Source organism: Citrobacter sp. CK194, from assembly GCF_030333395.1.
Classification (GTDB): Bacteria; Pseudomonadota; Gammaproteobacteria; order Enterobacterales; family Enterobacteriaceae; genus Citrobacter_B; species Citrobacter_B koseri.
Map to the genome: position 1 here is coordinate 517,171 of NZ_JAOWGA010000019.1, position 26,605 is coordinate 543,775.

At 54.0% G+C, this 26,605-nt stretch carries 21 protein-coding genes and 1 pseudogene; 21 read left to right on the forward strand and 1 reads right to left on the reverse strand.

Annotated features, from left to right (window positions below; all coding sequences use genetic code 11):
• Positions 1–150 precede the first annotated feature (150 nt).
• Positions 151–1,734 carry a TerC family protein gene (locus OGX80_RS18495; RefSeq protein ID WP_058669389.1) on the reverse strand — a complete coding sequence of 528 codons (1,584 nt, stop codon included), beginning with the start codon at positions 1,732–1,734 and terminating at the stop codon, positions 151–153.
• Positions 1,735–2,425: 691 nt separating this feature from the next.
• On the opposite strand from OGX80_RS18495, the gene OGX80_RS18500 reads away from it, so the two are divergent.
• The 21 genes and pseudogenes from OGX80_RS18500 to galF all read left to right on the forward strand — a co-directional run bounded on the left by OGX80_RS18500 (position 2,426) and on the right by galF (position 26,241).
• On the forward strand, positions 2,426–3,565 hold the full coding sequence (locus OGX80_RS18500; protein ID WP_012131699.1) for a polysaccharide export protein: 1,140 nt from the start codon (positions 2,426–2,428) through the stop codon (positions 3,563–3,565).
• Positions 3,566–3,570: 5 nt separating this feature from the next.
• Positions 3,571–4,014 carry a low molecular weight protein-tyrosine-phosphatase Wzb gene (gene wzb / locus OGX80_RS18505; RefSeq protein ID WP_012131700.1) on the forward strand — a complete coding sequence of 148 codons (444 nt, stop codon included), beginning with the start codon at positions 3,571–3,573 and terminating at the stop codon, positions 4,012–4,014.
• Positions 4,015–4,016: 2 nt separating this feature from the next.
• Positions 4,017–6,179 (forward strand): tyrosine-protein kinase Wzc, encoded by a 2,163-nt coding sequence (gene wzc, locus OGX80_RS18510; protein ID WP_286471378.1) that lies wholly within the window; start codon positions 4,017–4,019, stop codon positions 6,177–6,179.
• A gap of 114 nt (positions 6,180–6,293) precedes the next feature.
• Entirely contained in the window at positions 6,294–7,136 is an 843-nt protein-coding gene (gene wcaA / locus OGX80_RS18515) for a colanic acid biosynthesis glycosyltransferase WcaA (RefSeq protein WP_024130193.1), read from the forward strand.
• Between the two features lie 2 nt (positions 7,137–7,138).
• A complete protein-coding gene (gene wcaB / locus OGX80_RS18520; RefSeq protein WP_049011279.1) occupies positions 7,139–7,627 on the forward strand; it encodes a colanic acid biosynthesis acetyltransferase WcaB in 489 nt (162 codons plus the stop codon).
• Positions 7,624–8,841, forward strand: coding sequence for a colanic acid biosynthesis glycosyltransferase WcaC (gene wcaC / locus OGX80_RS18525; protein ID WP_104868469.1), 1,218 nt, complete (start codon positions 7,624–7,626; stop codon positions 8,839–8,841). Before wcaB ends, wcaC begins: the two co-directional genes overlap by 4 nt.
• A complete protein-coding gene (wcaD, locus tag OGX80_RS18530) occupies positions 8,816–10,036 on the forward strand; it encodes a colanic acid polymerase WcaD (protein WP_115181422.1) in 1,221 nt (406 codons plus the stop codon). Before wcaC ends, wcaD begins: the two co-directional genes overlap by 26 nt.
• Positions 10,037–10,048: 12 nt before the next feature.
• Positions 10,049–10,795: a colanic acid biosynthesis glycosyltransferase WcaE gene (wcaE, locus tag OGX80_RS18535; protein WP_012131706.1), complete on the forward strand. Its 747-nt coding sequence runs from the start codon at positions 10,049–10,051 to the stop codon at positions 10,793–10,795.
• 15 nt (positions 10,796–10,810) lie between these two features.
• Entirely contained in the window at positions 10,811–11,365 is a 555-nt protein-coding gene (wcaF, locus tag OGX80_RS18540) for a colanic acid biosynthesis acetyltransferase WcaF (protein WP_047462599.1), read from the forward strand.
• Between the two features lie 23 nt (positions 11,366–11,388).
• Positions 11,389–12,510: a GDP-mannose 4,6-dehydratase gene (gene gmd / locus OGX80_RS18545; protein ID WP_012131708.1), complete on the forward strand. Its 1,122-nt coding sequence runs from the start codon at positions 11,389–11,391 to the stop codon at positions 12,508–12,510.
• A gap of 2 nt (positions 12,511–12,512) precedes the next feature.
• The gene (gene fcl / locus OGX80_RS18550) at positions 12,513–13,478 is read left to right on the forward strand and encodes a GDP-L-fucose synthase (RefSeq protein WP_047462602.1); all 966 of its coding nucleotides are present in this window, start codon (positions 12,513–12,515) and stop codon (positions 13,476–13,478) included.
• A 2-nt stretch (positions 13,479–13,480) separates the two neighbouring features.
• Positions 13,481–13,954, forward strand: a pseudogene (locus OGX80_RS18555) (GDP-mannose mannosyl hydrolase); the annotation flags it as partial.
• 86 nt (positions 13,955–14,040) lie between these two features.
• Positions 14,041–15,264, forward strand: coding sequence for a colanic acid biosynthesis fucosyltransferase WcaI (gene wcaI / locus OGX80_RS18560; RefSeq protein WP_115181423.1), 1,224 nt, complete (start codon positions 14,041–14,043; stop codon positions 15,262–15,264).
• A 3-nt stretch (positions 15,265–15,267) separates the two neighbouring features.
• Entirely contained in the window at positions 15,268–16,704 is a 1,437-nt protein-coding gene (cpsB, locus tag OGX80_RS18565) for a mannose-1-phosphate guanyltransferase (protein ID WP_012131712.1), read from the forward strand.
• Positions 16,705–16,852: 148 nt separating this feature from the next.
• Positions 16,853–18,223 carry a colanic acid biosynthesis phosphomannomutase CpsG gene (cpsG, locus tag OGX80_RS18570; RefSeq protein WP_012131713.1) on the forward strand — a complete coding sequence of 457 codons (1,371 nt, stop codon included), beginning with the start codon at positions 16,853–16,855 and terminating at the stop codon, positions 18,221–18,223.
• A gap of 54 nt (positions 18,224–18,277) precedes the next feature.
• A complete protein-coding gene (gene wcaJ, locus OGX80_RS18575) occupies positions 18,278–19,672 on the forward strand; it encodes an undecaprenyl-phosphate glucose phosphotransferase (protein ID WP_047462612.1) in 1,395 nt (464 codons plus the stop codon).
• A 9-nt stretch (positions 19,673–19,681) separates the two neighbouring features.
• A complete protein-coding gene (gene wzxC, locus OGX80_RS18580; RefSeq protein ID WP_115181424.1) occupies positions 19,682–21,160 on the forward strand; it encodes a colanic acid undecaprenyl disphosphate flippase WzxC in 1,479 nt (492 codons plus the stop codon).
• Between the two features lie 109 nt (positions 21,161–21,269).
• A complete protein-coding gene (gene wcaK, locus OGX80_RS18585) occupies positions 21,270–22,550 on the forward strand; it encodes a colanic acid biosynthesis pyruvyl transferase WcaK (RefSeq protein WP_012131717.1) in 1,281 nt (426 codons plus the stop codon).
• Positions 22,547–23,767 carry a colanic acid biosynthesis glycosyltransferase WcaL gene (gene wcaL, locus OGX80_RS18590; RefSeq protein WP_047462621.1) on the forward strand — a complete coding sequence of 407 codons (1,221 nt, stop codon included), beginning with the start codon at positions 22,547–22,549 and terminating at the stop codon, positions 23,765–23,767. Before wcaK ends, wcaL begins: the two co-directional genes overlap by 4 nt.
• A gap of 11 nt (positions 23,768–23,778) precedes the next feature.
• Positions 23,779–25,182 (forward strand): colanic acid biosynthesis protein WcaM, encoded by a 1,404-nt coding sequence (gene wcaM / locus OGX80_RS18595; RefSeq protein WP_049009106.1) that lies wholly within the window; start codon positions 23,779–23,781, stop codon positions 25,180–25,182.
• Positions 25,183–25,347: 165 nt separating this feature from the next.
• The gene (gene galF / locus OGX80_RS18600) at positions 25,348–26,241 is read left to right on the forward strand and encodes a UTP--glucose-1-phosphate uridylyltransferase GalF (protein WP_012131721.1); all 894 of its coding nucleotides are present in this window, start codon (positions 25,348–25,350) and stop codon (positions 26,239–26,241) included.
• Positions 26,242–26,605 lie beyond the last annotated feature (364 nt).

Sequence of the window (26,605 nt, forward strand, 5' to 3'; positions counted from 1 at the left end):
GAAAACAGACAACATTTGTAGGCCGGGTAAGGCGTTTACGCCGCCATCCGGCAACACCCTACGCCTGATGGCGCTGCGCTTATCAGGCCTACAACGACACAACCGTAGGCCGGGTAAGGCGCCAGCCGCCACCCGGCATGCCGTTCTGCCTTACACCTCGTAATCTAACTCGTCATCGCTACGTAACGGAATAATCTGCACTTTCTGTACGCGGTGACTCTCAACCTGCAAGGTTTTCAACAGGTAATCTCCCACCTGAACCTCTTCTCCGGTTTTCGGCACGCGTTGCAGGTATTCCATCAACAACCCCGCGATGGTGTGGTACTCGCGTTTCTCATCCAGCGGCAGCGGAACGTACTGCACCAGATCTTCCAGCGGCATATGGCCGTTGGCGGTCCAGGAGCCGTCCGGGTTTTTCTGAATATCGTGACGGGCGTCGATCTCTTCCACTTCGTTCGGCAGATTACCGGCGATGGTTTCCATGACGTCGCTCAGGGTTACGATCCCTTCAACGGAACCAAACTCATCCACGACAAAAGCAAAATGCGTGCGGGCGTTACGGAACTGCTCCAGCGCCGGAAGTAGCGGCAGCGTTTCAGGAAACACCAGCGGTTGACGGATCAACGCCCGCAGATCGAGCGGATCGCCGCGCAGCGATTGCTGTAGCAGGTCGATGACATGCACCACGCCAAGCAACTCTTCCTGTTCGTCCTCTCCGGTCACTACCAGACGCGTATGCTGGTTTTTTTCCAGCAGGGCGCGAATTTCCTCTTCAGGCGCGTCGAGATCGATGTGCTCAATATCATGGCGCGAGGTCATGATACTGCTGACGGTGCGCTGGTTGAGGTTCAGCACCCGCTCAATCATCTGCCGCTCTTGCGGGTTGAAAATCTGGCTGTCGTCATGATCCGCCAGCATAGCGGAGGTGTCAGCATCCAGCTCGGCATCCTCCTTTTTCCCGCTGAGCAAACGCATCACCGCTTCGGTGGTGCGCTGGCGCAACGTATGGTTGGCGGATAAGAAGCGACGACGGTTGAAGATCGCCAGTTGGTTCAGCGCTTCAATCATCACCGAGAAGCCGATCGCGGCGTACAGATAACCTTTCGGAATATGGAAGCCAAACCCTTCCGCCACCAGGCTGAAGCCGATCATCAGCAGGAAGCTGAGGCAGAGGATCACGATGGTTGGGTGGCTGTTCACAAACCGGGTCAGGGATTTACTGGCCAGCAGCATCAGGCTGATGGCGATAATCACCGCCGCCATCATCACCGCAAGGTGTTCGACCATCCCCACGGCGGTAATGACCGAGTCGAGGGAGAAGATGGCGTCCAGCACCACAATTTGCGCCACCACGCCCCAGAATTTCGCCCCTTTGCGTTGGGTGGGGTTATCGCTGTCTTTCCCCTCCAGCCGCTCGTTGAGCTCCATCGTGGCTTTAAAGAGCAGGAAGAAACCGCCAAACAGCATAATCAGATCCCGGGCGCTGAAGCTCAGGTCGCGTATGCTGAAGAGAGGCTTCGTCAGCGTGACCAGCCACGAGATAGACGCCAGCAACAGCAGCCGCATGATCATCGCTAACAGCAGCCCGGTAATGCGCGCACGATCGCGCTGCGCAGGCGGCAGTTTTTCAGCGAGGATAGCAATAAAGACCAGGTTATCAATGCCGAGGACTAACTCGATGACGATAAGCGTGACGAGTCCGGCCCAGATTGATGGATCGGCAATCCATTCCATAGTGAGAATAATACCTTTCGTTATATGACAGTTGTCACAATTCGATCATGGATAAAGCTGGCGCAAAATGCAATGACATAACGTCATTTCTCTTTCTTTTATATCAGGCTTTTATGCTGAAAACGTGGCGGAAAAATAACCATAAAGTTTCCATATGGTACGATTTTTTGAATGTGGATATATTTCGGAAATATCGCAGGTTGGGCGTTAAATATAGAATTTGTCAACATCAATAAAATCCTAAAATTATAATTTCGCCACGCTTAATATTAATCTTAAAAAGGGTGAAGTACAGGCTTGTTACCTTGCCTGCTATTACGTTAACTGCAACAATTCTTGCAGCATTAATGGTGGGCAACAAAAATATCCTGTCGCCGTCAAGCAGGCCATTACTGAGTAACTTTCTTATTTCCTGTGATGTTTCTCTGTCGCGAAGAAGATGAAATAAAGAGGATTATAAAAACCTAAATTAATCAGTGTATTGGTAGCTAAAAAGCCAAGGGCGGTAGCGTGTCTGATAACCTGGTGACAAGTCTGAATTATTCTGTCAATAGCCTACGGATGAATCCAAATTTTTTAGGACTGATGCCAGTTAAATTTCTTTTCAATTAACTGCAATGTAAATGTGTACAGGCGAAGTCGCTATTTAAATTGCACGGGATAATTACTCTGCCAAAGTGATAAATAATCAATGATGAAATCCAAAATGAAATTGATGCCATTATTGGTGTCGGTAACCTTGATAAGTGGTTGCACAGTACTTCCGGGCAGCAATATGTCTACGATGGGTAAAGACGTGATCAAACAGCAAGACGCTGATTTTGATCTCGACCGTATGGTGAATGTCTATCCGTTGACGCCGCGCCTGGTGGAGCAATTACGACCACGTCCAAATGTGGCGCAGCCCAATATGTCACTGGACCAGGAGATCTCAAGCTACCAGTACCGCGTCGGCCCAGGCGATGTTTTGAATGTGACGGTCTGGGATCACCCGGAACTGACCACACCCGCCGGGCAGTACCGCAGCTCCAGTGATACCGGCAACTGGGTTCAACCCGATGGCACCATGTTTTATCCCTACATCGGCAAAGTGACTGTGGTGGGCAAAACGCTGGGTGAAATTCGCAGTGATATTACCGGGCGCTTAGCGAAGTACATTGCTGACCCGCAGGTGGACGTTAATATCGCCGCTTTCCGCTCGCAGAAGGCGTATGTCTCCGGGCAGGTGAATAAATCCGGCCAGCAGGCGATCACCAACGTGCCGCTCACCGTTCTTGATGCCATCAACGCCGCAGGTGGTCTGACCGAAAACGCCGACTGGCGCAACGTCGTGCTGACGCACAATGGCCAGGAGCAGCGAATTTCTTTGCAGGCGCTGATGCAAAACGGCGATCTCAGCCAGAACCGGTTGCTCTACCCCGGCGACATCCTGTTTGTACCGCGTAATGACGATCTGAAAGTCTTCGTGATGGGTGAAGTGAAGAAACAGAGCACCCTCAAAATGGACTTCAGCGGTATGACGCTCACCGAAGCATTGGGTACAGCGGAAGGTATCGACCTGACCACCTCCAATGCCAGCGGCATCTTCGTGATTCGACCGCTGAAAGGCGAGGGCGGACGCAATGGCAAGATCGCCAATATTTATCAGCTTGATATGTCTGATGCCACTTCTCTGGTGATGGCGACGGAGTTCCGACTGCAACCTTACGATGTGGTGTACGTCACGACCGCACCGGTTGCGCGCTGGAACCGTCTGATCAATCAGTTGCTGCCGACCATCAGCGGTGTCCGTTATATGACGGATACGGCCAGCGACATTCATAACTGGTAAACGTCATGTTTAACAAAATCTTAGTTGTTTGCGTGGGGAACATTTGCCGTTCCCCGACGGCAGAGCGCTTGCTGAAAAGTTATCACCCGTCGTTAACGGTGGAGTCCGCCGGGCTGGGCGCGCTGGTGGGAAGGGGCGCCGACCGGTCGGCGGTCAGCGTGGCGGCGGCGCATAACCTCTCTCTTGAAGGTCATTGCGCCCGCCAGATCTCCGGGCGTATGTGCCGGGATTATGACCTGATTCTGGCGATGGAAAAACGCCATATCGCCAGACTGTGCGAGATGGCGCCAGAGATGCGCGGGAAAGTGATGTTGTTCGGCCACTGGGACAGCGAGCGTGAAATACCCGATCCGTATCGCAAAAGTCGCGAGGCGTTTGAAGCGGTGTACACATTACTTGAAAGGTCTGCTCGCCAATGGGCGCAGGCATTGAACGCAGAGCAGGTATAACAATGACAGAAAAAGTAAAACAGCTTGCCGCTCCGGTAACGGGCAGTGATGAAATCGATATCGGTCGCCTGGTGGGAACCGTCATTGAAGCGCGCTGGTGGGTGCTTGGCATTACGACGGTATTTGCGCTGTGCGCGGTGATTTACACGCTATTCGCCACGCCGATTTACAGCGCCGACGCACTGGTGCAAATCGAGCAAAATACCGGTAACTCGCTGGTGCAGGATATTGGTTCTGCGCTGGCCAATAAACCGCCGGCATCAGAAGCGGAAATTCAGCTGATTCAGTCGCGTCTGGTTCTGGGGAAAACCGTTGACGATCTCGACCTGGATATCTCCGTCACCAAAAACACCTTCCCGCTGTTTGGCGCAGGCTGGGAGCGTCTGATGGGGCGGCAGAATGAGACGGTGAAAGTGACAACGTTCACCCGTCCAAAAGAGATGGGCGAGCAGGTTTTCACGCTTAACGTGCTGAGTGACAAAACCTACGAACTGACCAGCGACGGCGGCTTTAGCGCGCGCGGTCAGGCCGGGCAACTGCTGAGTAAAGACGGTGTGACGATGATGGTGAGCGCTATCCATGCCCGCCCGGACAGTGAATTTACCGTCACTAAATTCTCCACGCTTGGGATGATCAACAATCTGCAAAACAACCTGACCGTGACGGAAAACGGCAAAGATACCGGCGTATTGAGCCTGGCCTTTACCGGTGAAGACAAGGATCAGATCCGCGATATTCTCAACAGCATCACCCGCAACTATCTCGAACAGAACGTTGAGCGGAAATCTGCGGAAGCGGCGAAAAGCCTGGCGTTCCTGGCGAAACAGTTGCCGGAAGTGCGCACTCGCCTGGACGTCGCGGAAAACAAACTCAACGCCTTCCGTCAGGATAAAGACTCCGTGGACTTACCGCTGGAGGCCAAGGCGGTGCTGGATTCGATGGTGAATATCGACGCCCAGCTTAACGAACTGACCTTCAAAGAGGCGGAAATCTCCAAGCTGTTTACTAAAGCGCATCCGGCTTACCGCACGCTGCTGGAAAAACGTAAAGCGCTGGAAGACGAAAAAGCCAAACTGAACGGGCGGGTGACGGCAATGCCGAAAACGCAGCAGGAAATTGTGCGTCTGACGCGCGACGTCGAATCCGGTCAGCAGGTTTATATGCAACTGCTGAACAAGCAGCAGGAGCTGAAGATCACCGAGGCCAGCACCGTCGGGGATGTGCGTATTGTTGACCCGGCGATTGCCCAGCCGGGCGTGCTGAAGCCGAAAAAAGCGCTGATTATTCTTGGCAGCATTATTCTTGGCCTGATGCTCTCTATCGTCGGCGTGTTGCTGCGTTCGCTGTTTAACCGTGGGATTGAAAGTCCGCAGGTGCTCGAAGAACACGGCATCAGCGTCTATGCCAGCATTCCGCTGTCGGAGTGGCAGAAAGCGCGCGATAACGTCAAAACGATTAAGGGCGTTAAGCGCTACAAACAGAGCCAGTTGCTGGCGGTGGGGAACCCAACCGATCTGGCGATTGAGGCGGTGCGTAGCCTGCGTACCAGTCTGCATTTCGCCATGATGCAGGCGCAAAACAATGTGCTGATGTTGACCGGGGTCAGCCCGTCTATCGGCAAAACCTTTGTCTGCGCCAACCTGGCGGCGGTCATCAGCCAGACCAACAAACGCGCGCTGCTGATCGACTGCGATATGCGTAAAGGCTATACCCACGAGCTGCTGGGCACCAACAACGTGAATGGTCTGTCCGACATTCTGGTGGGCAAAGGGGATATCGCCTCCTGCGCCAAACCCACCTCCATCCCGCATTTCGATCTGGTGCCGCGCGGACAGGTGCCGCCTAACCCGTCGGAACTGCTGATGAGCGAGCGCTTTGGCGAACTGATTGCCTGGGCCAGCGCGCGCTATGACCTGGTCTTAATCGATACGCCGCCGATTCTGGCGGTGACCGATGCGGCAATCGTCGGACGGCATGTCGGCACCACGCTGATGGTGGCGCGTTACGCCGTTAACACATTAAAAGAGGTGGAAACCAGCCTGAGCCGCTTTGAGCAGAACGGCATTCCGGTAAAAGGCGTAATCCTCAACTCCATCTTCCGACGGGCGACCGGTTATCAGGATTACGGTTACTACGAGTACGAATACAAGTCGGATTCAAAATAATAAGTCGCCTGATGACGCTGCGCTTATCAGGCCTACAGGGCCGACAAAATTGCTGGTGATTGTAGGCAGGATAAGGTGTTTACGCCGCCATCCGACACTATCCGGGGAATGAGAATGACAATAGACAACCCACTGATTTCGATCTACATGCCAACCTGGAATCGGCAGCAACTGGCGATTCGCGCGATTAAATCGGTGCTGCGCCAGGACTATACCCACTGGGAAATGATCATTGTGGATGACTGCTCCTCATCGTATGAGCAGTTGCAGCAGTTTGTTGAAGGGTTAAACGACCCGCGCGTGCGCTACACCCACAATGCGATCAATTCCGGCGCCTGCGCGGTGCGTAATCAGGCCATTATGCAGGCGAAGGGGCAGTACATCACCGGGATCGATGATGATGATGAATGGACGCCGAACCGTCTGAGCGTGTTCCTTGAACATAAGCATCAGCTGGTAACGCACGCGTTTTTATACGCCAATGACTATGTCTGCGAAGGCGAGGTTTACTCGCAGCCGGCCAGTCTGCCGCTGTACCCGAAATCGCCGTACTCACGCCGTCTTTTTTATAAACGCAATATCATTGGCAATCAGGTCTTTACCTGGGCCTGGCGTTTTAAAGAGTGCCTGTTTGATACCGAACTGAAAGCCGCGCAGGACTACGATATTTTCCTGCGCATGGTGGTTGAGTACGGCGAACCGTGGAAAGTGGAAGAGGCGACGCAGATTCTGCACATCAATCACGGTGAAATGCAGATCACCTCCTCGCCGAAAAAGTTCTCCGGCTACTTCCATTTCTACCGCAAGCATAAAGACAAATTCGACCGCGCCAGCAAAAAGTATCAGCTGTTTACGCTGTACCAGATCCGCAATAAGCGAATGACCTGGCGCACGTTGCTGACGCTGTTTTCTGTGCGTAACGGCAAACGCCTGGCCGACGGACTGCGGGGGCGTTAAGGATGCTGGAGGATCTACGCGCAAACAGCTGGAGTCTGCGCCCGTGCTGCATGGTGCTGGCCTACCGCGTCGCCCATTTTTGTTCCGTCTGGCGCAAAAAAAATGTGCTGAATAACCTGTGGGCCGCGCCGGTGCTGGTGCTGTACCGCCTGATGACCGAATGCCTGTTTGGTTACGAAATTCAGGCCGCCGCAACCATCGGCCGACGCTTCACCATCCATCACGGTTATGCCGTCGTGATCAATAAGCATGTCGTCGCGGGCGACGACTTCACCGTGCGTCATGGCGTCACCATCGGCAACCGGGGCGGCGACAGCCTGGCGTGCCCGGTCATTGGTAACGGCGTTGAGCTGGGCGCTAACGTCATTTTGCTGGGGGATATCACCATCGGCAATAACGTGACTATCGGGGCGGGCAGCGTGGTGCTCGACACGGTTCCCGATAACGCGCTGGTAGTGGGAGAGAAGGCGCGAGTGAAGGTAATTAAATGAATATTCTGCAATTTAATGTTCGACTGGCGGAAGGCGGCGCGGCGGGCGTGGCATTAGACCTGCACCTGCGCGCGCTACAAAAAGGCCTGACCTCGCACTTTGTCTATGGCTACGGCAAAGGCGGGAAGAAAAGCGTCAGCCACAGCAACTACCCGCATGTGATTAAACAGACGCCGCGTCTGACATCGGTCGCCAATATCGCGCTGTTTCGTCTGTTTAACCGCGACCTCTTTGGCAATCTCGATAACCTGTACCGCAAAGTGACCCGGACACCCGGCCCGCTGGTGCTGCATTTTCATGTGCTGCACAGCTACTGGCTGAATCTGGCGGAGGTTGTCGCTTTCTGCGAGAAGGTTAAAAACCATAAGCCGGACGTGAGGCTGGTCTGGACGCTGCACGATCACTGGAGCGTGACCGGACGCTGTGCCTTTACCGACGGCTGTGAAGGCTGGAAAAGCGGCTGTCAGAAATGCCCGACGCTGACCAATTATCCGCCGGTAAAAGTGGACAGAGCGCACCAGCTGGTGATGGGCAAGCGGCAGCTGTTTCAGCAGATGCTCTCGCTGGGCTGTCAGTTTATCTCGCCCAGCCAGCATGTGGCGGAGGCGTTTAACAGCCTGTACGGGGCAGGGCGTTGTCGCATTATCAACAATGGCATTGATGTGGCGACCGAAGCGATTCTGTCCGAACTGTCGCCGGTGAGCGAGCGCCAGGGCAAACCGAAAATTGCCGTGGTGGCGCACGATCTGCGCTATGACGGCAAAACAAACCAGCAGCTGGTGCGCGACATGATGGCGGCAGGCAACAACATTGAGCTGCACACCTTCGGTAAGTTTTCCCCCTTCGACGGTGAGAACGTGGTGAATCACGGCTTTGAAACCGATAAACGCAAGCTGATGAGCGCCCTTAACCAGATGGATGCGCTGGTGTTCAGCTCCCGGGTTGATAATTACCCGCTGATTTTGTGTGAAGCGTTATCTATCGGCGTGCCGGTGATCGCCACGCACAGCGACGCGGCGCAGGAGGTGCTGGCAAAATCGGGCGGGCGAACGTTCAGTGAAGACGAGGTGCTGAACCTGGTGCAGATGAGTAAATCCGACATTGCCCAGGCCGTATTTGGCGCCTCGCTGGAGGCCTTTTGCGAGCGTAGCCGCACCGCATACAGCGGACAACAGATGCTGGAGGAGTATGTCTCGTTCTATCAGAATCTGTAGTTACCTGCTGCTGCCGATGATCTACCTGCTGGTCAACGTCAAAATTGCCCAACTGGGCGAAAGCTTCCCCATCACCATCGTCACCTTTTTACCCGTTTTGCTGTTGTTGTTCATTGAGCGCATCAGCATTAAAAAATTGATGATTGCGCTGGGCGTGGGGGCGGGGCTGACGGCGTTTAACTACCTGTTCGGTCAGTCGCTGGATGCCAGCAAATATGTCACCTCGACGATGCTGTTTGTTTACATCGTCATCATTATCGGCATGGTGTGGAGTATTCGCTTTAAAACCGTTTCCCCGCATAACTACCGCAAGATATTACGTTTTTTCTATATGGTGGTGGCGTTTGTGGTGGCGCTGGCGGCAGTTGAGATGGCGCAGATCATTCTCACCGGCGGCAGCAGCTTAATGGAAGGAATTTCGAAATATCTTATTTACAGTAATAGCTATGTGCTGAATTTTATTAAATTTGGCGGTAAGCGAACCACTGCGCTCTATTTTGAACCGGCGTTTTTTGCTCTGGCGTTAATCTCAATTTGGCTCAGCATCAAACAGTTTGGTATCAAAACCCCTAAGACCGATGCTATGATTCTGGCAGGGATAATATTATCAGGATCATTTTCAGGGGTAATGACCTTTATCCTGTTTTACTTACTGGAGTGGGCATTTCAGTATCTGAATAAGGATGCGATAAGGAAAAAATTGCCACTGGCGATTATTTCGTTGGGCGTATTTTTAGTCGGTGTGGTTTTTGCTTTTCCTTATATCGCTGAACGTCTTGGAGATTTAGGAACGGAAGGCTCGTCATCGTATTATCGTATCGTTGGGCCATTAGTGATGGTCGGTTATTCGTTGACCCATATTGATGGCGTAGTCAGATTTGGCTCACTTTATGAATATGTCGCATCATTCGGAATTTTTAACGGTGCGGATGTCGGGAAAACAATAGACAATGGCCTGTATCTGCTGATTATTTACTTCTCATGGTTCGCGGTGTTATTGACCGCATGGTACATGTGGAAAATCTTAAAAATGACGCTGAATGCGTTTGGCGATAATCAGAATTTTCGGGTGCAGCTTTATCTCTTTACGCCGGTATCGTTGTTTTTTACCGGTTCGATATTTAGCCCGGAATATGCATTTTTAATCGTTTGTCCTTTTATTTTGCGCAAAGCGCTAAATATTACGAATTCATGACGAGGTGGTTTTATGTTACTTAGCGTCGTTACTGTCGCCTTTCGTAATTACGACGGCGTGGTAAACACCTGGCGCTCGCTGCGCAACCTGGCGCGCGATCCCAGCCTGACCTTTGAATGGATTGTTGTGGACGGCGGTTCGGATGACGGCACCGCCCAGTTTCTGGAAAAACTCAACGGTGAGTTTAACTTACGCTTCGTAAGTGAAAAGGATCGCGGCATTTACGACGCGATGAACAAAGGCATTGCGATGGCGCAAGGGCGCTATACTCTTTTCCTCAATTCCGGCGATGTGTTTCATGAAGATGTCACCGATTTTGTCCGTCAACTGGGGCGAAAAAATGATGACGCGATGTACATTGGCGACGCGTTGCTGGATTTTGGTGAAGGAAATAAAACCCGACGGAGCGCCAAACATGGCTGGTATATCTACCACAGCTTACCCGCCAGCCATCAGGCTATTTTCTTCCCGACCGCAGGGCTGAAAAAACATCCATACGATCTGCAATATAAGGTGTCATCTGATTACGCGCTGGCAGCCAGTCTTTATAAATCAGGCTATCCTTTCCGTCGAATCAAAGGGTTGGTGTCTGAATTTTCTATGGGCGGCGTGTCAACCTCAAACAATCTTGAATTATGCCGGGATGCAAAAAACGTGCAGCGTAAAATATTACGCGTCCCCGGATTCTGGGCGGAATTATCTTATTTATTACGTCTGAAAACGACTGGCAAAGCAAAAGCCTTATATAACAAAGCCTGAATATAAGGAAAAATGATGCAGGATTTAAGCGGCTTCTCGGTGCCGAAAGGGTTCCGGGGCGGCAATGCAATAAAAGTGCAATTATGGTGGGCGGTGCAGGCGACGTTATTTAGCTGGTCGCCGCAGGTGATGTATCGCTGGCGCGCATTTTTATTACGGATGTTTGGCGCAAAAATAGGAAAAAACGCAGTCATCCGACCTTCTGTAAAAATTACGTATCCGTGGAAATTGACGTTAGGTGATTACGCCTGGGTCGGCGATGACGCCGTTTTATATACGCTGGGTGACATTACGATTGGCGCACACTCTGTTATTTCGCAGAAAAGCTATTTATGTACCGGCAGTCATGATTATGCCAGCGCCCATTTTGATATTAACGCCACGCCAATTGTGATTGGCGAGAAATGCTGGCTGGCGACGGATGTCTTTGTCGCTCCCGGCGTAACGATAGGCGACGGCACCGTCGTTGGTGCGCGAAGCAGTGTTTTTAAATCGCTACCGGCAAACACAATCTGCCGTGGCAATCCCGCAGTGGTAACGCGCGAGCGCGTTGAGAAAGTTACTCCCTAACGGGACTATTTGAGGAAAATAAAATGTCAAAAGTCGCTCTCATTACTGGCGTAACCGGGCAGGATGGTTCTTACCTGGCGGAACTTCTGCTGGAGAAAGGTTACGAGGTTCATGGTATCAAGCGTCGCGCGTCTTCGTTCAATACCGAACGCGTGGATCATATCTATCAGGACCCGCATGCCAGCAACCCGAAATTCCACCTGCACTACGGTGATCTGACCGATTCATCCAACCTGACCCGCATTTTGCAGGAAGTGCAGCCGGATGAAGTCTACAACCTGGGGGCAATGAGCCACGTTGCGGTTTCGTTTGAGTCCCCGGAATACACTGCTGACGTAGATGCGCTGGGTACGCTGCGTCTGCTGGAGGCGATCCGCTTCCTGGGCCTGGAAAAGAAAACCCGTTTCTATCAGGCTTCCACCTCTGAGCTGTACGGTCTGGTGCAGGAAATTCCGCAAAAAGAGACCACGCCGTTCTATCCGCGCTCTCCGTATGCCGTCGCCAAACTGTACGCCTACTGGATCACCGTTAACTACCGCGAATCCTACGGCATCTACGCCTGTAACGGCATTCTGTTCAACCATGAATCTCCACGTCGTGGCGAAACCTTCGTGACCCGCAAAATCACCCGCGCGATTGCCAATATCGCTCAGGGGCTGGAGTCCTGCCTGTTCCTCGGCAACATGGATTCCCTGCGTGACTGGGGCCATGCCAAAGACTACGTCAAGATGCAGTGGATGATGCTGCAACAAGAGACGCCGGAAGATTTCGTGATCGCGACCGGCGTGCAGTACTCCGTGCGTCAGTTCGTCGAAATGGCGGCGGCACAGCTGGGGATCAAACTGCGCTTTGAAGGGGAAGGCGTGGAAGAGAAAGGGATTGTCGTTTCTGTCACCGGTCATGACGCGCCGGGCGTAAAGCCGGGTGATGTGATTATCGCCGTTGACCCGCGCTACTTCCGTCCTGCGGAAGTGGAAACCCTGCTGGGCGACCCGTCAAAAGCGCACGAGAAGCTGGGCTGGAAACCGGAGATCACACTCCAGGAGATGGTGTCTGAAATGGTCGCGAAAGACCTGGAAGCGGCGAAGAAACATTCCTTGCTGAAATCTCATGGCTACGAGGTTGCCATCGCGCTGGAGTCCTGAGGATGATGAAACAACGTATTTTTGTGGCGGGCCATCGCGGGATGGTGGGTTCCGCCATCGTAAGACAGCTGGCGCAGCGCGAGGATGTGGAGCTGGTGCTCCGCACCCGCGACGAGCTGAATTTGCTGGACAGCCGGGCGGTACAGGCATTCTTCGCTGAAGAACGCATTGACCAGGTTTATCTGGCGGCGGCGAAGGTGGGTGGTATTGTCGCCAACAATACGTACCCGGCCGATTTCATCTACGAGAACATGATGATTGAGAGCAACATCATTCACGCCGCGCATCTGCACAACGTGAACAAGCTGTTGTTCCTCGGTTCCTCCTGTATTTACCCCAAACTGGCAAAACAGCCGATGGCGGAAAGCGAACTGCTGCAAGGGTCGCTTGAACCAACCAACGAGCCGTATGCCATCGCCAAAATTGCCGGGATCAAACTGTGTGAGTCCTGGAATCGCCAGTTTGACCGCGATTACCGCTCGGTTATGCCGACCAACCTGTACGGGCCGCATGACAACTTCCACCCGAGTAATTCGCACGTCATTCCCGCGCTGCTGCGTCGCTTCCATGAAGCGACCGAGCAGAACGCGCCGGATGTAGTGGTATGGGGCAGCGGGACACCGATGCGCGAGTTCCTGCATGTGGATGATATGGCTGCCGCCAGCATCCATGTGATGGAGCTGGATCGCGAAGTGTGGCAGGAGAACACGCAGCCGATGCTCTCGCACATCAACGTCGGTACTGGTGTGGATTGCACCATTCGGGAGCTGGCGCAAACGATCGCTCAGGTCGTGGGCTACAAAGGGCGGGTGGTGTTTGACGCCACGAAACCGGACGGCGCGCCGCGCAAACTGCTCGACGTAACGCGCCTGCATCAGCTTGGCTGGTATCACGAGGTGTCGCTGGAGGCCGGGCTTGCCAGCACTTACCAGTGGTTCCTTGAGAACCAGCACCGGTTCCGGGGGTAAACATGTTTTTACGTCAGGAAGATTTCGCTACCGTCGTGCGCTCTACGCCGCTGATCTCCATTGATTTGATCGTGGAGAATGAGCGCGGCGAATTTCTGCTGGGCAAGCGCACCAATCGCCCTGCGCAGGGTTACTGGTTCGTACCGGGCGGGCGCGTGCAGAAGGATGAGACGCTGGAAAAAGCGTTTGAGCGTCTCACTCAGGCGGAACTGGGGCTGCGTTTACCGCTGTCCGCAGGCGCGTTTTATGGCGTCTGGCAGCACTTCTATGACGATAACTTCTCCGGCGAAGACTTTACCACTCATTACGTTGTGCTTGGTTTTCGCCTGAAGGTGAATCAGGCGGATCTGCATCTGCCTGATGAACAACATGAAGATTATCGCTGGCAGACGCCTGAGCGGCTTCTGGCAAGCGCCAGCGTTCACGACAACAGTCGGGCGTACTTCCTCGCGGATCGTCAGTCCGGGGTGCCTGGATGTTACACGAAATCATTCAGCCTGAATCAAGGCGGCAGGGGTGAGCAGATGCAGCCAACGCAGAGTCAGGTTGAAGGATGAAGCGTATGAGAATCCTTGTGTACGGCATCAACTACTCGCCGGAGCTAACCGGCATCGGTAAATACACCGGCGAGATGGTGGAGTGGATGGTGCGTGAAGGGCATGAAGTTCGGGTGATCACCGCGCCGCCTTATTACCCGCAGTGGAAAGTGGGCGAGCAGTATTCCTCCTGGCGTTATCGCCGGGAAGAGGGGGCGGCCACCGTCTGGCGCTGCCCGTTATATGTTCCGACGCAGCCATCGACGCTGAAACGCTTGCTGCACCTGGGCAGTTTCGCCCTGAGCAGTTTCTTCCCGCTGATGGCGCAGCGACGCTGGAAGCCGGATCGGATTATCGGCGTGGTGCCGACGCTGTTTTGCACGCCGGGTATGCGTTTGCTGGCGAAACTCTCCGGCGCGCGCACGCTGCTGCATATTCAGGACTACGAGGTGGATGCGATGCTCGGTCTGGGGCTGGCCGGGCAAGGCAAGAGCGGTAAGGTTGCCCGACTGGCCGCCGCGTTCGAGCGCAGCGGTCTGCACAACGTCGATAACGTCTCCACCATCTCCCGTTCAATGATGAATAAAGCGCAGGAGAAAGGGGTCGCGGCAGACAAGGTGATTTTCTTCCCTAACTGGTCGGAAGTGGCGCGTTTTCGCGACGTGACCGCTAGCGATGCGGCCCGCTTACGCCAGACGTTGGGGGTGCCGGATGATAAAAAAATCATTCTGTACTCCGGCAATATTGGTGAAAAACAAGGACTTGAAAACGTGATTGACGCCGCTGAGCGTCTTACCGATCGCCCCTGGTTGTTTGTCATTGTCGGGCAGGGCGGCGGCAAAGCGCGGCTGGAAAAAATGGCCCGTGAGCGCGGCCTGGATAACGTCAAATTTTATCCGCTTCAGCCTTATGAAGCCTTACCTGCGCTGCTGAAGATGGGCGATTGCCATCTGGTGGTGCAAAAGCGCGGCGCGGCGGATGCCGTTTTGCCGTCGAAACTGACCAATATTCTGGCGGTGGGCGGCAACGCGGTGATCACCGCTGAACCGGAAACCGAACTCGGCCAGCTTTGTCGCGACTATCCCGGCATTGCCGTTTGCGTGGAACCGGAATCGGTCGACGCGCTGGTGACGGGGATTACCCAGGCGCTTGCCATGCCTGAGAACAACACGGTGGCATGCGAATATGCCGAACGCACGCTCGATAAAGAGAACGTGTTACGTCAATTTATTACAGATATTCGGGGATAAATCATGGGTCAACGTAAACTTTATCCGGTCGTGATGGCGGGTGGCTCGGGTAGCCGTTTATGGCCGCTTTCTCGTGTACTTTATCCAAAACAGTTTCTCTGCCTGAAGGGCGATCTCACCATGCTGCAAACGACCATTTGTCGTCTGAACGGCGTGGAGTGCGAAAGCCCGGTGGTGATCTGCAATGAGCAGCACCGCTTTATTGTCGCCGAACAGTTGCGCCAGCTAAACAAACTGACGGAGAACATTATTCTCGAACCTGCCGGGCGCAATACCGCGCCAGCGATTGCGCTGGCGGCGTTGGCGGCGAAACGCCACAGCCCGGAAGGCGATCCGCTAATGCTGGTACTGGCGGCCGATCACGTCATTGCTGATGAAGGGGCGTTTCGTGACGCGGTGCGTAACGCCATTCCGTATGCCGAAGCGGGTAAGCTGGTCACGTTCGGCATCGTGCCGGATCTGCCGGAAACCGGCTACGGCTATATTCGTCGCGGCGATGTCTCTCCCGGCGAGCAAGACGCGGTTGCTTTTGACGTCGCGCAGTTTGTCGAAAAACCCAATCTTGAAACCGCGCAGGCCTACGTGGCGAGCGGCGACTACTACTGGAACAGCGGGATGTTTCTGTTCCGCGCCGGGCGTTATCTGGAAGAACTGAAAAAATACCGTCCCGATATTCTGGACGCCTGCGAAAACGCGATGAGCATCGTTGACCCCGACCTCGACTTTATCCGCGTGGATGAAGAGGCGTTCCTCGCCTGCCCGGAAGAGTCGGTGGACTACGCGGTGATGGAGCGCACGGCGGATGCGGTGGTTATGCCGATGGATGCCGGCTGGAGCGACGTGGGTTCCTGGTCTTCACTGTGGGAAATCAGCGCGCACACCGCCGAGGGAAACGTGCATCACGGCGACGTCATTAGCCATAAAACGGAAAACAGCTACGTTTATGCGGAGTCGGGCCTGGTGACGACCGTCGGGGTGAAAGACCTGGTGGTTGTACAGACCAAAGATGCGGTGCTGATTGCCGATCGCAATGCGGTGCAGGATGTGAAAAAAGTGGTGGAGCAGATTAAAGCTGACGGGCGTCATGAGCACCATATCCACCGTGAAGTCTACCGGCCGTGGGGCAAATACGACTCTATCGACGCCGGCGACCGTTATCAGGTGAAACGTATTACCGTTAAACCCGGCGAGGGGCTCTCCGTGCAGATGCATCACCATCGGGCGGAGCACTGGGTGGTGGTTGCAGGGACGGCAAAAGTCACCATCAACGGCGAAATCAAACTGCTCGGTGAAAACGAGTCTGTCTACATACCTCTGGGGGCGACCCACTGCCTGGAGAATCCGGGAAAAATTCCGCTCGACCTGATTGAAGTCCGCTCCGGTTCGTACCTTGAAGAGGACGACGTGGTGCGCTTCGCCGATCGCTACGGGCGGGTGTAAGCCAGGTAAGTTGCCGGATGGCGCGTTGCTTATCCGGCCTACAGGTCCGTAGTCCCGGTAAGCGCAGCGTCACCGGGCAATAAAACAAAAATTGAAAAAGGCTCTTACGAGAGTCAGGGCCAACTGTTGCCTGAAGAAGGGTAAAAACATGACGAAATTAACCTGTTTTAAAGCCTACGATATTCGCGGCAGGCTGGGCGAAGAGTTGAATGAGGATATCGCGTGGCGTATTGGCCGCGCTTACGGCGAGTTCCTGCAACCGAAAACCATTGTGCTGGGCGGCGATGTGCGCCTGACAAGCGAGTCGCTGAAACTGGCGCTGGCGAAAGGGTTGCAGGATGCGGGCGTTGACGTACTGGATATCGGCCTTTCCGGCACGGAAGAGATCTATTTTGCGACCTTCCATCTGGGCGTCGATGGCGGTATTGAAGTGACCGCCAGCCATAACCCGATGGACTACAACGGTATGAAACTGGTGCGCGAGGGCGCGCGCCCCATCAGCGGCGACACCGGCCTGCGCGACGTGCAGCGTCTGGCGGAAGCCAATGATTTTCCACCGGTCAACGAAGCCAGACGCGGCAGCTATAAGCAGATCAATCTGCGTGACGCCTACATCGACCACCTGTTCGGCTACATCAACGTCAACAATCTCACGCCATTGAAGCTGGTCATCAACTCCGGCAACGGCGCGGCAGGCCCGGTGGTGGATGCCATTGAAGCCCGCTTTAAGGCGCAGGGCGTGCCGGTTGACTTCATCAAAATCCACAACACGCCGGACGGCAACTTCCCGAACGGCATCCCTAATCCGCTGCTGCCGGAGTGTCGCGATGACACCCGCAACGCCGTTATTGAACACGGCGCAGATATGGGCATTGCCTTCGACGGGGATTTCGACCGCTGCTTCCTGTTTGATGAGAAAGGGCAGTTCATTGAGGGCTACTACATTGTCGGCCTGCTGGCGGAGGCATTTCTGGAGAAACACCCGGGGGCGAAGATCATCCACGACCCGCGTCTGTCCTGGAACACCGTTGATGTGGTGACGGCGGCGGGCGGCACGCCGGTGATGTCGAAAACCGGTCATGCCTTCATTAAAGAACGTATGCGCCATGAAGATGCTATCTACGGCGGCGAAATGAGCGCCCATCACTACTTCCGTGATTTTGCGTACTGCGACAGCGGGATGATCCCGTGGCTGCTGGTGGCGGAGCTGGTATGTCTGAAAGGGCAGTCGCTGGGGGAACTGGTGCGTGACCGGATGGCGGCGTTCCCGGCCAGCGGTGAAATCAACAGCAAACTGGCAGAGCCTGCGGCCGCCATCAGCCGGGTGGAAGCACACTTTGCGCGTGAAGCGCTGACGGTGGACAGAACTGACGGCATCAGCATGTCGTTTGCCGACTGGCGCTTCAACCTGCGTTCTTCCAATACCGAACCGGTGGTGCGGCTGAACGTGGAATCACGCGGCGACATTCCGCTGATGGAAGCGCGAACGCGAACCCTGCTGACGTTGCTGAATCAGTAATGTCGGTTCTTCCCTTACCCGGCGACGGGTAAGGGGCTAATAACAGGAACAACGATGACAAATCTAAAAAAGCGCGAGCGAGCCAAAACCAATGCATCGTTAATCTCTATGGTGCAACGCTTTTCGGATATCACCATCATGTTTGGCGGGTTATGGGTTGTCTGCAAGCTGAGCGGATTGCCTTTCCTGTATATGCATCTGTTGGTGGCGCTGATCACGCTGGTGGTTTTTCAGATGCTGGGCGGCATAACTGATTTTTACCGTTCCTGGCGCGGCGTGAAGATTTCGACGGAACTGGCGCTGCTGCTGCAAAACTGGACGCTGAGTCTGGTCTTCAGCGCAGGCCTGATTGCCTTCAATAACGACTTCGATAACCGTCTTACCGTCTGGCTGGCGTGGTATGCGCTCTCCAGCGTGGGTCTGGTGGTCTGCCGCTCGTTCATTCGCTACGGAGCCGGATGGCTGCGTAACCGTGGGTACAACACGCGCCGGGTGGCGGTGGCGGGGGATCTTCCTGCCGGTCAGTCGCTGCTGGACAGCTTCCGCAAGGAGCCGTGGTTGGGTTTTGAAGTGGTCGGCGTTTACTACGATCCGAAACCGGGCGGCGTCTCTTCTGACTGGGCCGGAAATCTGCAACAACTGGTCGAGGATGCCAAAGCCTCACGCATTCATAACGTCTATATCGCCATGTCGATGAGTGACGGGGCGCAGGTAAAAAAACTGGTGCGCGCTCTGGCGGACACTACCTGCTCGGTCATCCTCATCCCGGATGTTTTTACCTTCAATATTCTGCACTCGCGTATTGAAGAGGTAAGCGGCGTGCCGGTCGTGCCGCTGTATGACACGCCGCTGTCAGGGATCAATCGTCTGCTGAAACGCGCGGAAGATATCGTGCTGGCGTCGCTGATTCTGCTGCTGATCTCTCCGGTGCTGTGCTGCATTGCGCTGGCGGTCAAATTCAGTTCGCCAGGGCCGATCATTTTCCGCCAGACCCGTTATGGCATGGACGGTAAGCCGATCAAAGTGTGGAAATTCCGCTCCATGAAGGTGATGGAAAACGACAAAGTGGTGACGCAGGCGACGCAAAACGACCCGCGTGTAACCCGCGTGGGGAATTTTCTGCGCCGTACCTCGCTTGATGAACTGCCGCAGTTTATCAACGTTCTGACCGGCGGCATGTCTATCGTCGGGCCGCGCCCGCACGCGGTGGCGCATAACGAGCAGTATCGCCAGCTTATCGAAGGCTACATGCTGCGCCATAAAGTCAAACCCGGCATTACGGGGTGGGCGCAGATCAACGGCTGGCGCGGCGAGACCGACACGCTGGAGAAAATGGAAAAGCGCGTGGAGTTTGATCTGGAGTACATCCGCGAGTGGAGCGTGTGGTTTGACATCAAGATTGTTTTTCTGACGGTGTTCAAAGGCTTTGTGAATAAAGCGGCGTACTGAGGAACGATCATGAGCTTACGAGAAAAAACCATCAGTGGGGCGAAGTGGTCGGCGATCGCTACGGTTATCATTATCGGGCTGGGACTGATTCAGATGACCGTGCTGGCGCGGATTATTGATAATCACCAGTTTGGTCTGCTGACCGTGTCGCTGGTGATTATCGCCCTCGCCGATACGCTGTCGGACTTCGGTATTGCCAACTCCATTATTCAGCGTAAAACGATAAGCCACCTCGAACTCACCACCCTGTACTGGCTGAACGTTGGCTTAGGGCTGGCGGTGTGCGTCGTGGTGTTTTTGCTTAGCGACGTGATCGGCAACGTGCTGCATAACCCCGATCTGGCGCCGCTGATTAAAACCCTGTCGCTGGCGTTTGTGGTGATCCCTCACGGGCAACAGTTTCGCGCGTTGATGCAAAAGGAGCTGGAATTTAACAAAATAGGCATGATCGAGACCAGCTCGGTGCTGGCAGGGTTCACCTTTACCGTGGTCAGCGCCCATTTCTGGCCGCTGGCAATGACGGCTATCCTCGGCTATCTGGTCAACAGCGCCGTCCGTACGCTGCTGTTCGGCTATTTTGGCCGGAAGATCTACCGCCCCGGCCTGCATTTTTCGCTGGCGTCTGTTTCGTCGAACCTGCGCTTTGGCGCATGGCTGACGGCGGACAGCATCATCAATTACGTCAATACTAACCTGTCGACGCTGGTGCTGGCGCGTATTCTCGGCGCGAGCGTCGCTGGGGGATACAACCTTGCTTATAACGTGGCGGTAGTTCCGCCAATGAAGCTTAACCCGATCATTACCCGCGTATTGTTCCCGGCGTTCGCCAAAATTCAGGATGATACGGAGAAGCTGCGCGTCAACTTCTACAAGCTGCTGTCGGTCGTGGGGATTATTAATTTTCCCGCGTTGCTCGGTCTGATGGTGGTATCGAATAATTTTGTGCCGCTGGTTTTTGGCGAGAAGTGGAGCAGCATCATTCCGGTGCTGCAACTGCTGTGCGTGGTGGGGCTGTTGCGCTCTGTCGGCAACCCGATTGGTTCGTTGCTGATGGCGAAAGCGCGCGTCGATATCAGCTTCAAATTCAATGTGTTCAAAACCTTTCTGTTCATTCCGGCAATTATCGTTGGCGGCCATCTGGCGGGGGCGACAGGCGTGACGCTGGGCTTCCTGCTGGTGCAGATCATCAATACCGTTCTGAGCTATTTCGTCATGATTAAACCGGTGCTGGGGTCGAGTTACCGCCAGTACATCCTTAGCCTGTGGCTACCGTTTTATCTCTCTTTACCTACCCTGGCGGTGAGCTATGGGTTGGGGATTGCGCTGAATGGACATCTGCCGCTGAGCGTACTGCTGGCAACGCAAATCGTGGCGGGCGCGCTAGCCTTCGCCGTGATGATTGTGCTTTCGCGCCATCCGCTGGTGGTGGAGATGAAGCGCCAGTTTTGCCGTAGCGAAAAAATGAAAACACTGCTTCGCGCAGGATAACTTTTGCCGGATGGCGACGTTTACGCGTCGTATCCGGCCTATGAATTGATTTTGCTGTAGGCCGGATAAGGCGACAGCCGCCATCCGGCAACGATTTTAAGGGGCAAATATGAAATTACTGATCCTGGGCAACCACACCTGCGGCAACCGTGGCGACAGCGCAATTTTGCGCGGCCTGCTGGATGCCATTAACCGTCTTGAGCCTGACGCAGAAGTGGATGTGATGAGTCGCTATCCGGTGAGCTCATCCTGGTTATTGAATCGCCCGGTGATGGGCGATCCGCTCTATTCGCAGATGAAGCAGCACAATAACGCGGCGGGCGTGATGGGGCGCGTGAAAAAAGTGCTGCGTCGCCGCTATCAGCATCAGGTACTGCTCTCCCGCGTCACCGATACCGGCAAGCTGCGCAATATTGCCATTGCGCAAGGGTTTACCGACTTCGTGCGTCTGTTATCCGGTTATGACGCCATTATCCAGGTCGGGGGCTCGTTTTTCGTCGATCTGTACGGTGTGCCACAGTTTGAACATGCGTTGTGTACTTTTATGGCGAAGAAGCCGCTGTATATGATTGGTCACAGCGTCGGCCCCTTCCAGGACGAGCAGTTCAACACGTTGGCGAATTACGTCTTTGGGCACTGTGATGCGTTGATTCTGCGTGAATCAGTCAGTCTGGAGCTGATGAAGCGTAGCGATATCACCACGACGAAAGTTGAAGCGGGGGTCGATACCGCCTGGCTGGTTGATCATCACAATGATGATTTTGAACCGGGCTATGCCGTTCAGCACTGGTTAGCCCTTGCCGGAAAGCAAAAGACGGTTGCGATTACGCTGCGTGAACTGGCGCCATTCGATAAGCGTCTGGGAACCACCCAACAGGCTTACGAGAAGGCGTTTGCTGGCGTGGTGAACCGTATCCTTGAGGAAGGCTATCAGGTTATTGCGCTGTCAACCTGTACCGGTATCGACAGCTATAACAAAGACGATCGCATGGTGGCGTTAAACCTGCGCCAGCACGTCAGCGATCCGGATCGTTACCATGTGGTAATGGACGAACTCAACGATCTTGAAATGGGGAAAATCCTCGGCGCCTGTGAACTGACCGTGGGCACGCGCCTGCATTCCGCCATTATTTCCATGAATTTCGCGACCCCTGCGATTGCCATTAATTATGAGCACAAATCTGCCGGAATTATGCAACAGCTGGGATTGCCTGAAATGGCGATCGACATTCGTCATTTGCTTGACGGCAGCCTGGAAGCGATGGTGGCCGATACGCTGGGGCAGTTGCCCGCGCTCAACGCGCGACTGGCGGACGCCGTAAACCGCGAGCGTGAACAGGGCTTTCGCATGGTGCAGTCAGTGTTAACCCGTATCGGGGAGGGGAAATGAAGGTCAGCTTCTTTTTACTGAAGTTCCCACTGTCGTCAGAGACCTTCGTGCTGAACCAGATCACCGCGTTTATCGATATGGGGTTTGAGGTGGAAATTGTCGCGTTGCATAAAGGCGACCTTGAGAACACGCATGCGGCGTATGACACCTACCGCCTGGGTGAAAAAACGCACTGGCTGCTGGATGAGCCGGAAGGCAAGCTGGCGAAGCTGCGCTATCGCGCCATTGCGTCTTTGCGTGGCGGTACGCGCGCATCAACCTGGAAGGCGCTGAATGTTTCACGTTACGGTGATGAAGCGCGCAACCTGATTCTGTCCGCAATCTGCGGGCTGACGCCAAAAATGTTCCAGGCGGATGTTTTTATCGCCCATTTTGGCCCGGCGGGCGTAACGGCGGCGAAGTTGCGGGAACTAGGCGTGATCAAAGGCAAAATCTCCACCGTTTTTCACGGTATTGATGTATCGCACCGCGATGTGCTCAATCACTACACGCCTGAATATCAGCGCTTGTTCCAGCGTGGCGATCTCATGCTGCCCATCAGTGAATTATGGGCGGGACGCCTTAAAACGATGGGGTGCCCGCCCGAGAAAATTGCGGTCTCGCGGATGGGCGTCGATATGACGCGCTTTACTCACCGTCCGGTAAAAGCGCCGGGTACGCCGCTGGAGATTATCTCCGTGGCGCGATTAACCGAGAAGAAAGGACTGCACGTAGCGATTGAGGCCTGCCGACAGCTCAAAGCGCAGGGGGTGGCGTTCCGTTATCGCATCCTGGGCATGGGGCCGTGGGAGAGACGCCTGCGCACATTGATTGAGCAGTACCAGCTTGATGATGTGATTGAAATGCCAGGCTTTAAGCCCAGCCATGAAGTGAAAAAGATGCTGGATGACGCGGATGTATTTCTGCTGCCGTCTATCACCGGTACGGATGGCGATATGGAAGGTATTCCGGTGGCGCTGATGGAAGCGATGGCAGTCGGGCTGCCGGTGGTTTCAACCGTTCACAGCGGTATTCCTGAACTGGTGGATGCCGGTAAGTCGGGCTGGCTGGTGCCTGAAAATGATGCTGAGGCGTTGGCGGAGCAACTGGCGGCATTCAGTCGTATCGACACCGAGTCGTTGCGGCCTGTGGTACAACGCGCCCGTGAAAAAGTTGAGGCTGATTTTAATCAGCAGGTAATTAATCAACAGTTAGCCAGCCTGCTGCAAACGATGTAAACCGAGGTTGTATGCCAGAGAATAAACTCTCCCGTCGCACCTTCCTGACGGCAGGCTCTGCGCTTGCCGCGCTTCCTGTCCTCCATTCCCCCTTTGCCCGCGCGCTTGAACCCCGGCAAACCGTCAATATTCAGGATTATAACCCCCGAGACTGGATAGCCTCGTTTAAACAGGCGTTTAGCGAAGCGCAGACGGTTGTTGTTCCTGCGGGGCTGGTCTGCGAGAACGTCAATACCGGCATCTTTATCCCGGCAGGAAAAACGCTGCATGTGCGTGGGCGCTTAAGCGGCAATGGTCGCGGTCGGTTTGTGTTGCAGGATGGCTGCCAGGTAACAGGAGAGCAGGGCGGCAGCCTGCACAACATCACCCTGGATGTGCGCGGTTCAGATTGCACCATCAGGGGGATTGCCATGAGCGGGTTCGGCCCCGTTACCCAGATCTACATTGGCGGCAAAAAGCCGCGAGTGATGCGTAATCTCACCATTGATGATATTACGGTCAGCCATGCAAATTACGCCATTCTGCGCCAGGGATTCCACAACCAGGTGGACGGCGCGCGCATCACCAACGGCCGATTCAGCGATCTGCAAGGAGATGCCATCGAATGGAACGTGGCGATTAACGATCGTAACATTCTGATCTCTGACCATGTTATAGAACGCATCGACTGCACCAACGGGAAAATCAATTGGGGGATTGGCATCGGACTGGCGGGCAGCACCTACGATAATGCCTACCCGGAAGAACAAACCGTAAAGAACTTTGTCGTGGCCAATATTACCGGATCGGATTGCCGACAACTGGTTCATGTGGAGAACGGAAAACACTTTATCATTCGTAATGTAAAAGCGCGGAATATCACGCCTGATTTCAGTAAGAAAGCGGGTATTGATAATGCGACGGTAGCAATTTATGGATGTGATAATTTCGTGATTGATAATATCGATATGGTGAATTGTGCGGGGATGCTTATTGGTTATGGCGTCGTCAAAGGCAAATATTTATCCATTCCGCAAAACTTCAAATTAAATGATATTCATCTTGATAACACTCGCCTGGACTATAAACTGCGCGGCATTCAGATCTCTTCAGGGAATGCGACCTCCTTTGTGGCGATCACCAATCTGGATATGAAGCGCGCTACGCTTGAACTACACAACCAGCCGCAGCATCTTTTCCTGCGTAATATCAAGGTAATGCAGGAGTCTGCGACAGGGCCCGCGCTGAAGATGCACTTTGATCTGCGTAAAGATATACGCGGCAAGTTTATGGCGAAACAGGACACTTTGCTGTCGCTGGCGAACGTTCATGCAGTCAATGAGAAGGGGCAGAGCTCTGTCGATATCGACAGGATTAACCACAAGGTGGTGAATGTGGAAGCGGTCAATTTCAGGTTGCCGGAGCGGGGGAGGTAGTTTTGCGACCATTCCTGGCGAAAGTTACTCATACTTAAGATTATGGCTACTGCAATCTGCGGATAAGCGGCGTACCATCACATCCAACGCCATAATGTAATTCATGCTGGCTAAAACATGCTAAAGAGCTATAATTCAGCAACCATTTTATAGGTGGATGAAATAATGATTAATTTGAAAGCAGTTATTCCGGTAGCTGGTCTGGGTATGCACATGTTGCCTGCCACCAAGGCAATCCCCAAAGAGATGCTGCCGATTGTTGACAAACCGATGGTACAGTACATTGTTGACGAAATTGTTGCTGCTGGGATCAAAGAAATCGTTCTGGTCACTCACGCCTCCAAAAATGCGGTAGAGAACCACTTCGACACCTCCTACGAATTAGAGTCACTTCTGGAGCAACGCGTGAAACGTCAGTTGCTGGCGGAAGTGCAGTCCATTTGCCCACCAGGCGTGACGATTATGAACGTTCGCCAGGCTCAACCGCTGGGTCTGGGGCATTCCATTTTATGCGCACGTCCTGTGATTGGCGACAACCCGTTTGTGGTGGTGCTGCCTGATATCATCATTGATGACGCGACGGCCGATCCGCTTCGCTATAATCTTGCGGCAATGGTAGCGCGTTTCAACGAAACGGGGCGCAGCCAGGTGCTGGCAAAACGCATGAAAGGCGACCTTTCAGAGTATTCCGTTATCCAGACCAAAGAACCTCTGGATAATGAGGGGAAAGTCAGCCGTATTGTTGAGTTTATTGAAAAGCCGGATCAACCGCAGACGCTGGACTCAGATCTGATGGCGGTAGGTCGCTATGTGTTGTCGGCAGATATCTGGGCAGAACTGGAAAGAACAGAACCCGGCGCCTGGGGCCGCATCCAGTTGACGGATGCGATTGCAGAACTGGCGAAAAAACAGTCTGTTGACGCCATGCTGATGACAGGCGACAGCTACGACTGCGGTAAGAAAATGGGCTATATGCAAGCGTTTGTGAAGTACGGGCTGCGCAACCTGAAGGAAGGGGCGAAGTTTCGGAAGGGAATTGAGGCGTTGCTTAACGAGTAAGCTAAGCCGATCGCCAGAGGCGGATGTTATAAAAATAATGACGGCAGAAACATCCAGGTGTCTTTGGATGTTTCTGCCGTTTTTGTTTCATATAAATATCCTTAATAACAATGTGTTAGCCACCAAATTTTCGTTATGGTTTTGTGGCATTTTTCCTTGTTTCTGACCTTGTTTGGTAAGACAATTAGCGTTTGAGTTTTAGAGCGCTTTGCCAGGATCGGCAGGCTCGTAACATTTCTGGAATGCATGCAGTACACTGGTAGCTGTTGAGCCAGGGGCGGTAGCGTGCGTAAAACATAGTTAGAGATTTGCGTTACAATAGGCCATTATTGTAACAATCTAAATAGTATATTTTTCGGTGAAT

Excerpts from the sequence above, each read along its gene's own strand:
- OGX80_RS18495 (WP_058669389.1), bottom strand. The coding sequence starts at position 1,734 with ATGGAATGGATTGCCGATCCATCAATCTGGGCCGGACTCGTCACGCTT.
- OGX80_RS18500 (WP_012131699.1), top strand. The coding sequence starts at position 2,426 with ATGATGAAATCCAAAATGAAATTGATGCCATTATTGGTGTCGGTAACC.
- wzb (WP_012131700.1), top strand. The coding sequence starts at position 3,571 with ATGTTTAACAAAATCTTAGTTGTTTGCGTGGGGAACATTTGCCGTTCC.
- wzc (WP_286471378.1), top strand. The coding sequence starts at position 4,017 with ATGACAGAAAAAGTAAAACAGCTTGCCGCTCCGGTAACGGGCAGTGAT.
- wcaA (WP_024130193.1), top strand. The coding sequence starts at position 6,294 with ATGACAATAGACAACCCACTGATTTCGATCTACATGCCAACCTGGAAT.
- wcaB (WP_049011279.1), top strand. The coding sequence starts at position 7,139 with ATGCTGGAGGATCTACGCGCAAACAGCTGGAGTCTGCGCCCGTGCTGC.
- wcaC (WP_104868469.1), top strand. The coding sequence starts at position 7,624 with ATGAATATTCTGCAATTTAATGTTCGACTGGCGGAAGGCGGCGCGGCG.
- wcaD (WP_115181422.1), top strand. The coding sequence starts at position 8,816 with ATGTCTCGTTCTATCAGAATCTGTAGTTACCTGCTGCTGCCGATGATC.
- wcaE (WP_012131706.1), top strand. The coding sequence starts at position 10,049 with ATGTTACTTAGCGTCGTTACTGTCGCCTTTCGTAATTACGACGGCGTG.
- wcaF (WP_047462599.1), top strand. The coding sequence starts at position 10,811 with ATGCAGGATTTAAGCGGCTTCTCGGTGCCGAAAGGGTTCCGGGGCGGC.
- gmd (WP_012131708.1), top strand. The coding sequence starts at position 11,389 with ATGTCAAAAGTCGCTCTCATTACTGGCGTAACCGGGCAGGATGGTTCT.
- fcl (WP_047462602.1), top strand. The coding sequence starts at position 12,513 with ATGATGAAACAACGTATTTTTGTGGCGGGCCATCGCGGGATGGTGGGT.
- wcaI (WP_115181423.1), top strand. The coding sequence starts at position 14,041 with ATGAGAATCCTTGTGTACGGCATCAACTACTCGCCGGAGCTAACCGGC.
- cpsB (WP_012131712.1), top strand. The coding sequence starts at position 15,268 with ATGGGTCAACGTAAACTTTATCCGGTCGTGATGGCGGGTGGCTCGGGT.
- cpsG (WP_012131713.1), top strand. The coding sequence starts at position 16,853 with ATGACGAAATTAACCTGTTTTAAAGCCTACGATATTCGCGGCAGGCTG.
- wcaJ (WP_047462612.1), top strand. The coding sequence starts at position 18,278 with ATGACAAATCTAAAAAAGCGCGAGCGAGCCAAAACCAATGCATCGTTA.
- wzxC (WP_115181424.1), top strand. The coding sequence starts at position 19,682 with ATGAGCTTACGAGAAAAAACCATCAGTGGGGCGAAGTGGTCGGCGATC.
- wcaK (WP_012131717.1), top strand. The coding sequence starts at position 21,270 with ATGAAATTACTGATCCTGGGCAACCACACCTGCGGCAACCGTGGCGAC.
- wcaL (WP_047462621.1), top strand. The coding sequence starts at position 22,547 with ATGAAGGTCAGCTTCTTTTTACTGAAGTTCCCACTGTCGTCAGAGACC.
- wcaM (WP_049009106.1), top strand. The coding sequence starts at position 23,779 with ATGCCAGAGAATAAACTCTCCCGTCGCACCTTCCTGACGGCAGGCTCT.
- galF (WP_012131721.1), top strand. The coding sequence starts at position 25,348 with ATGATTAATTTGAAAGCAGTTATTCCGGTAGCTGGTCTGGGTATGCAC.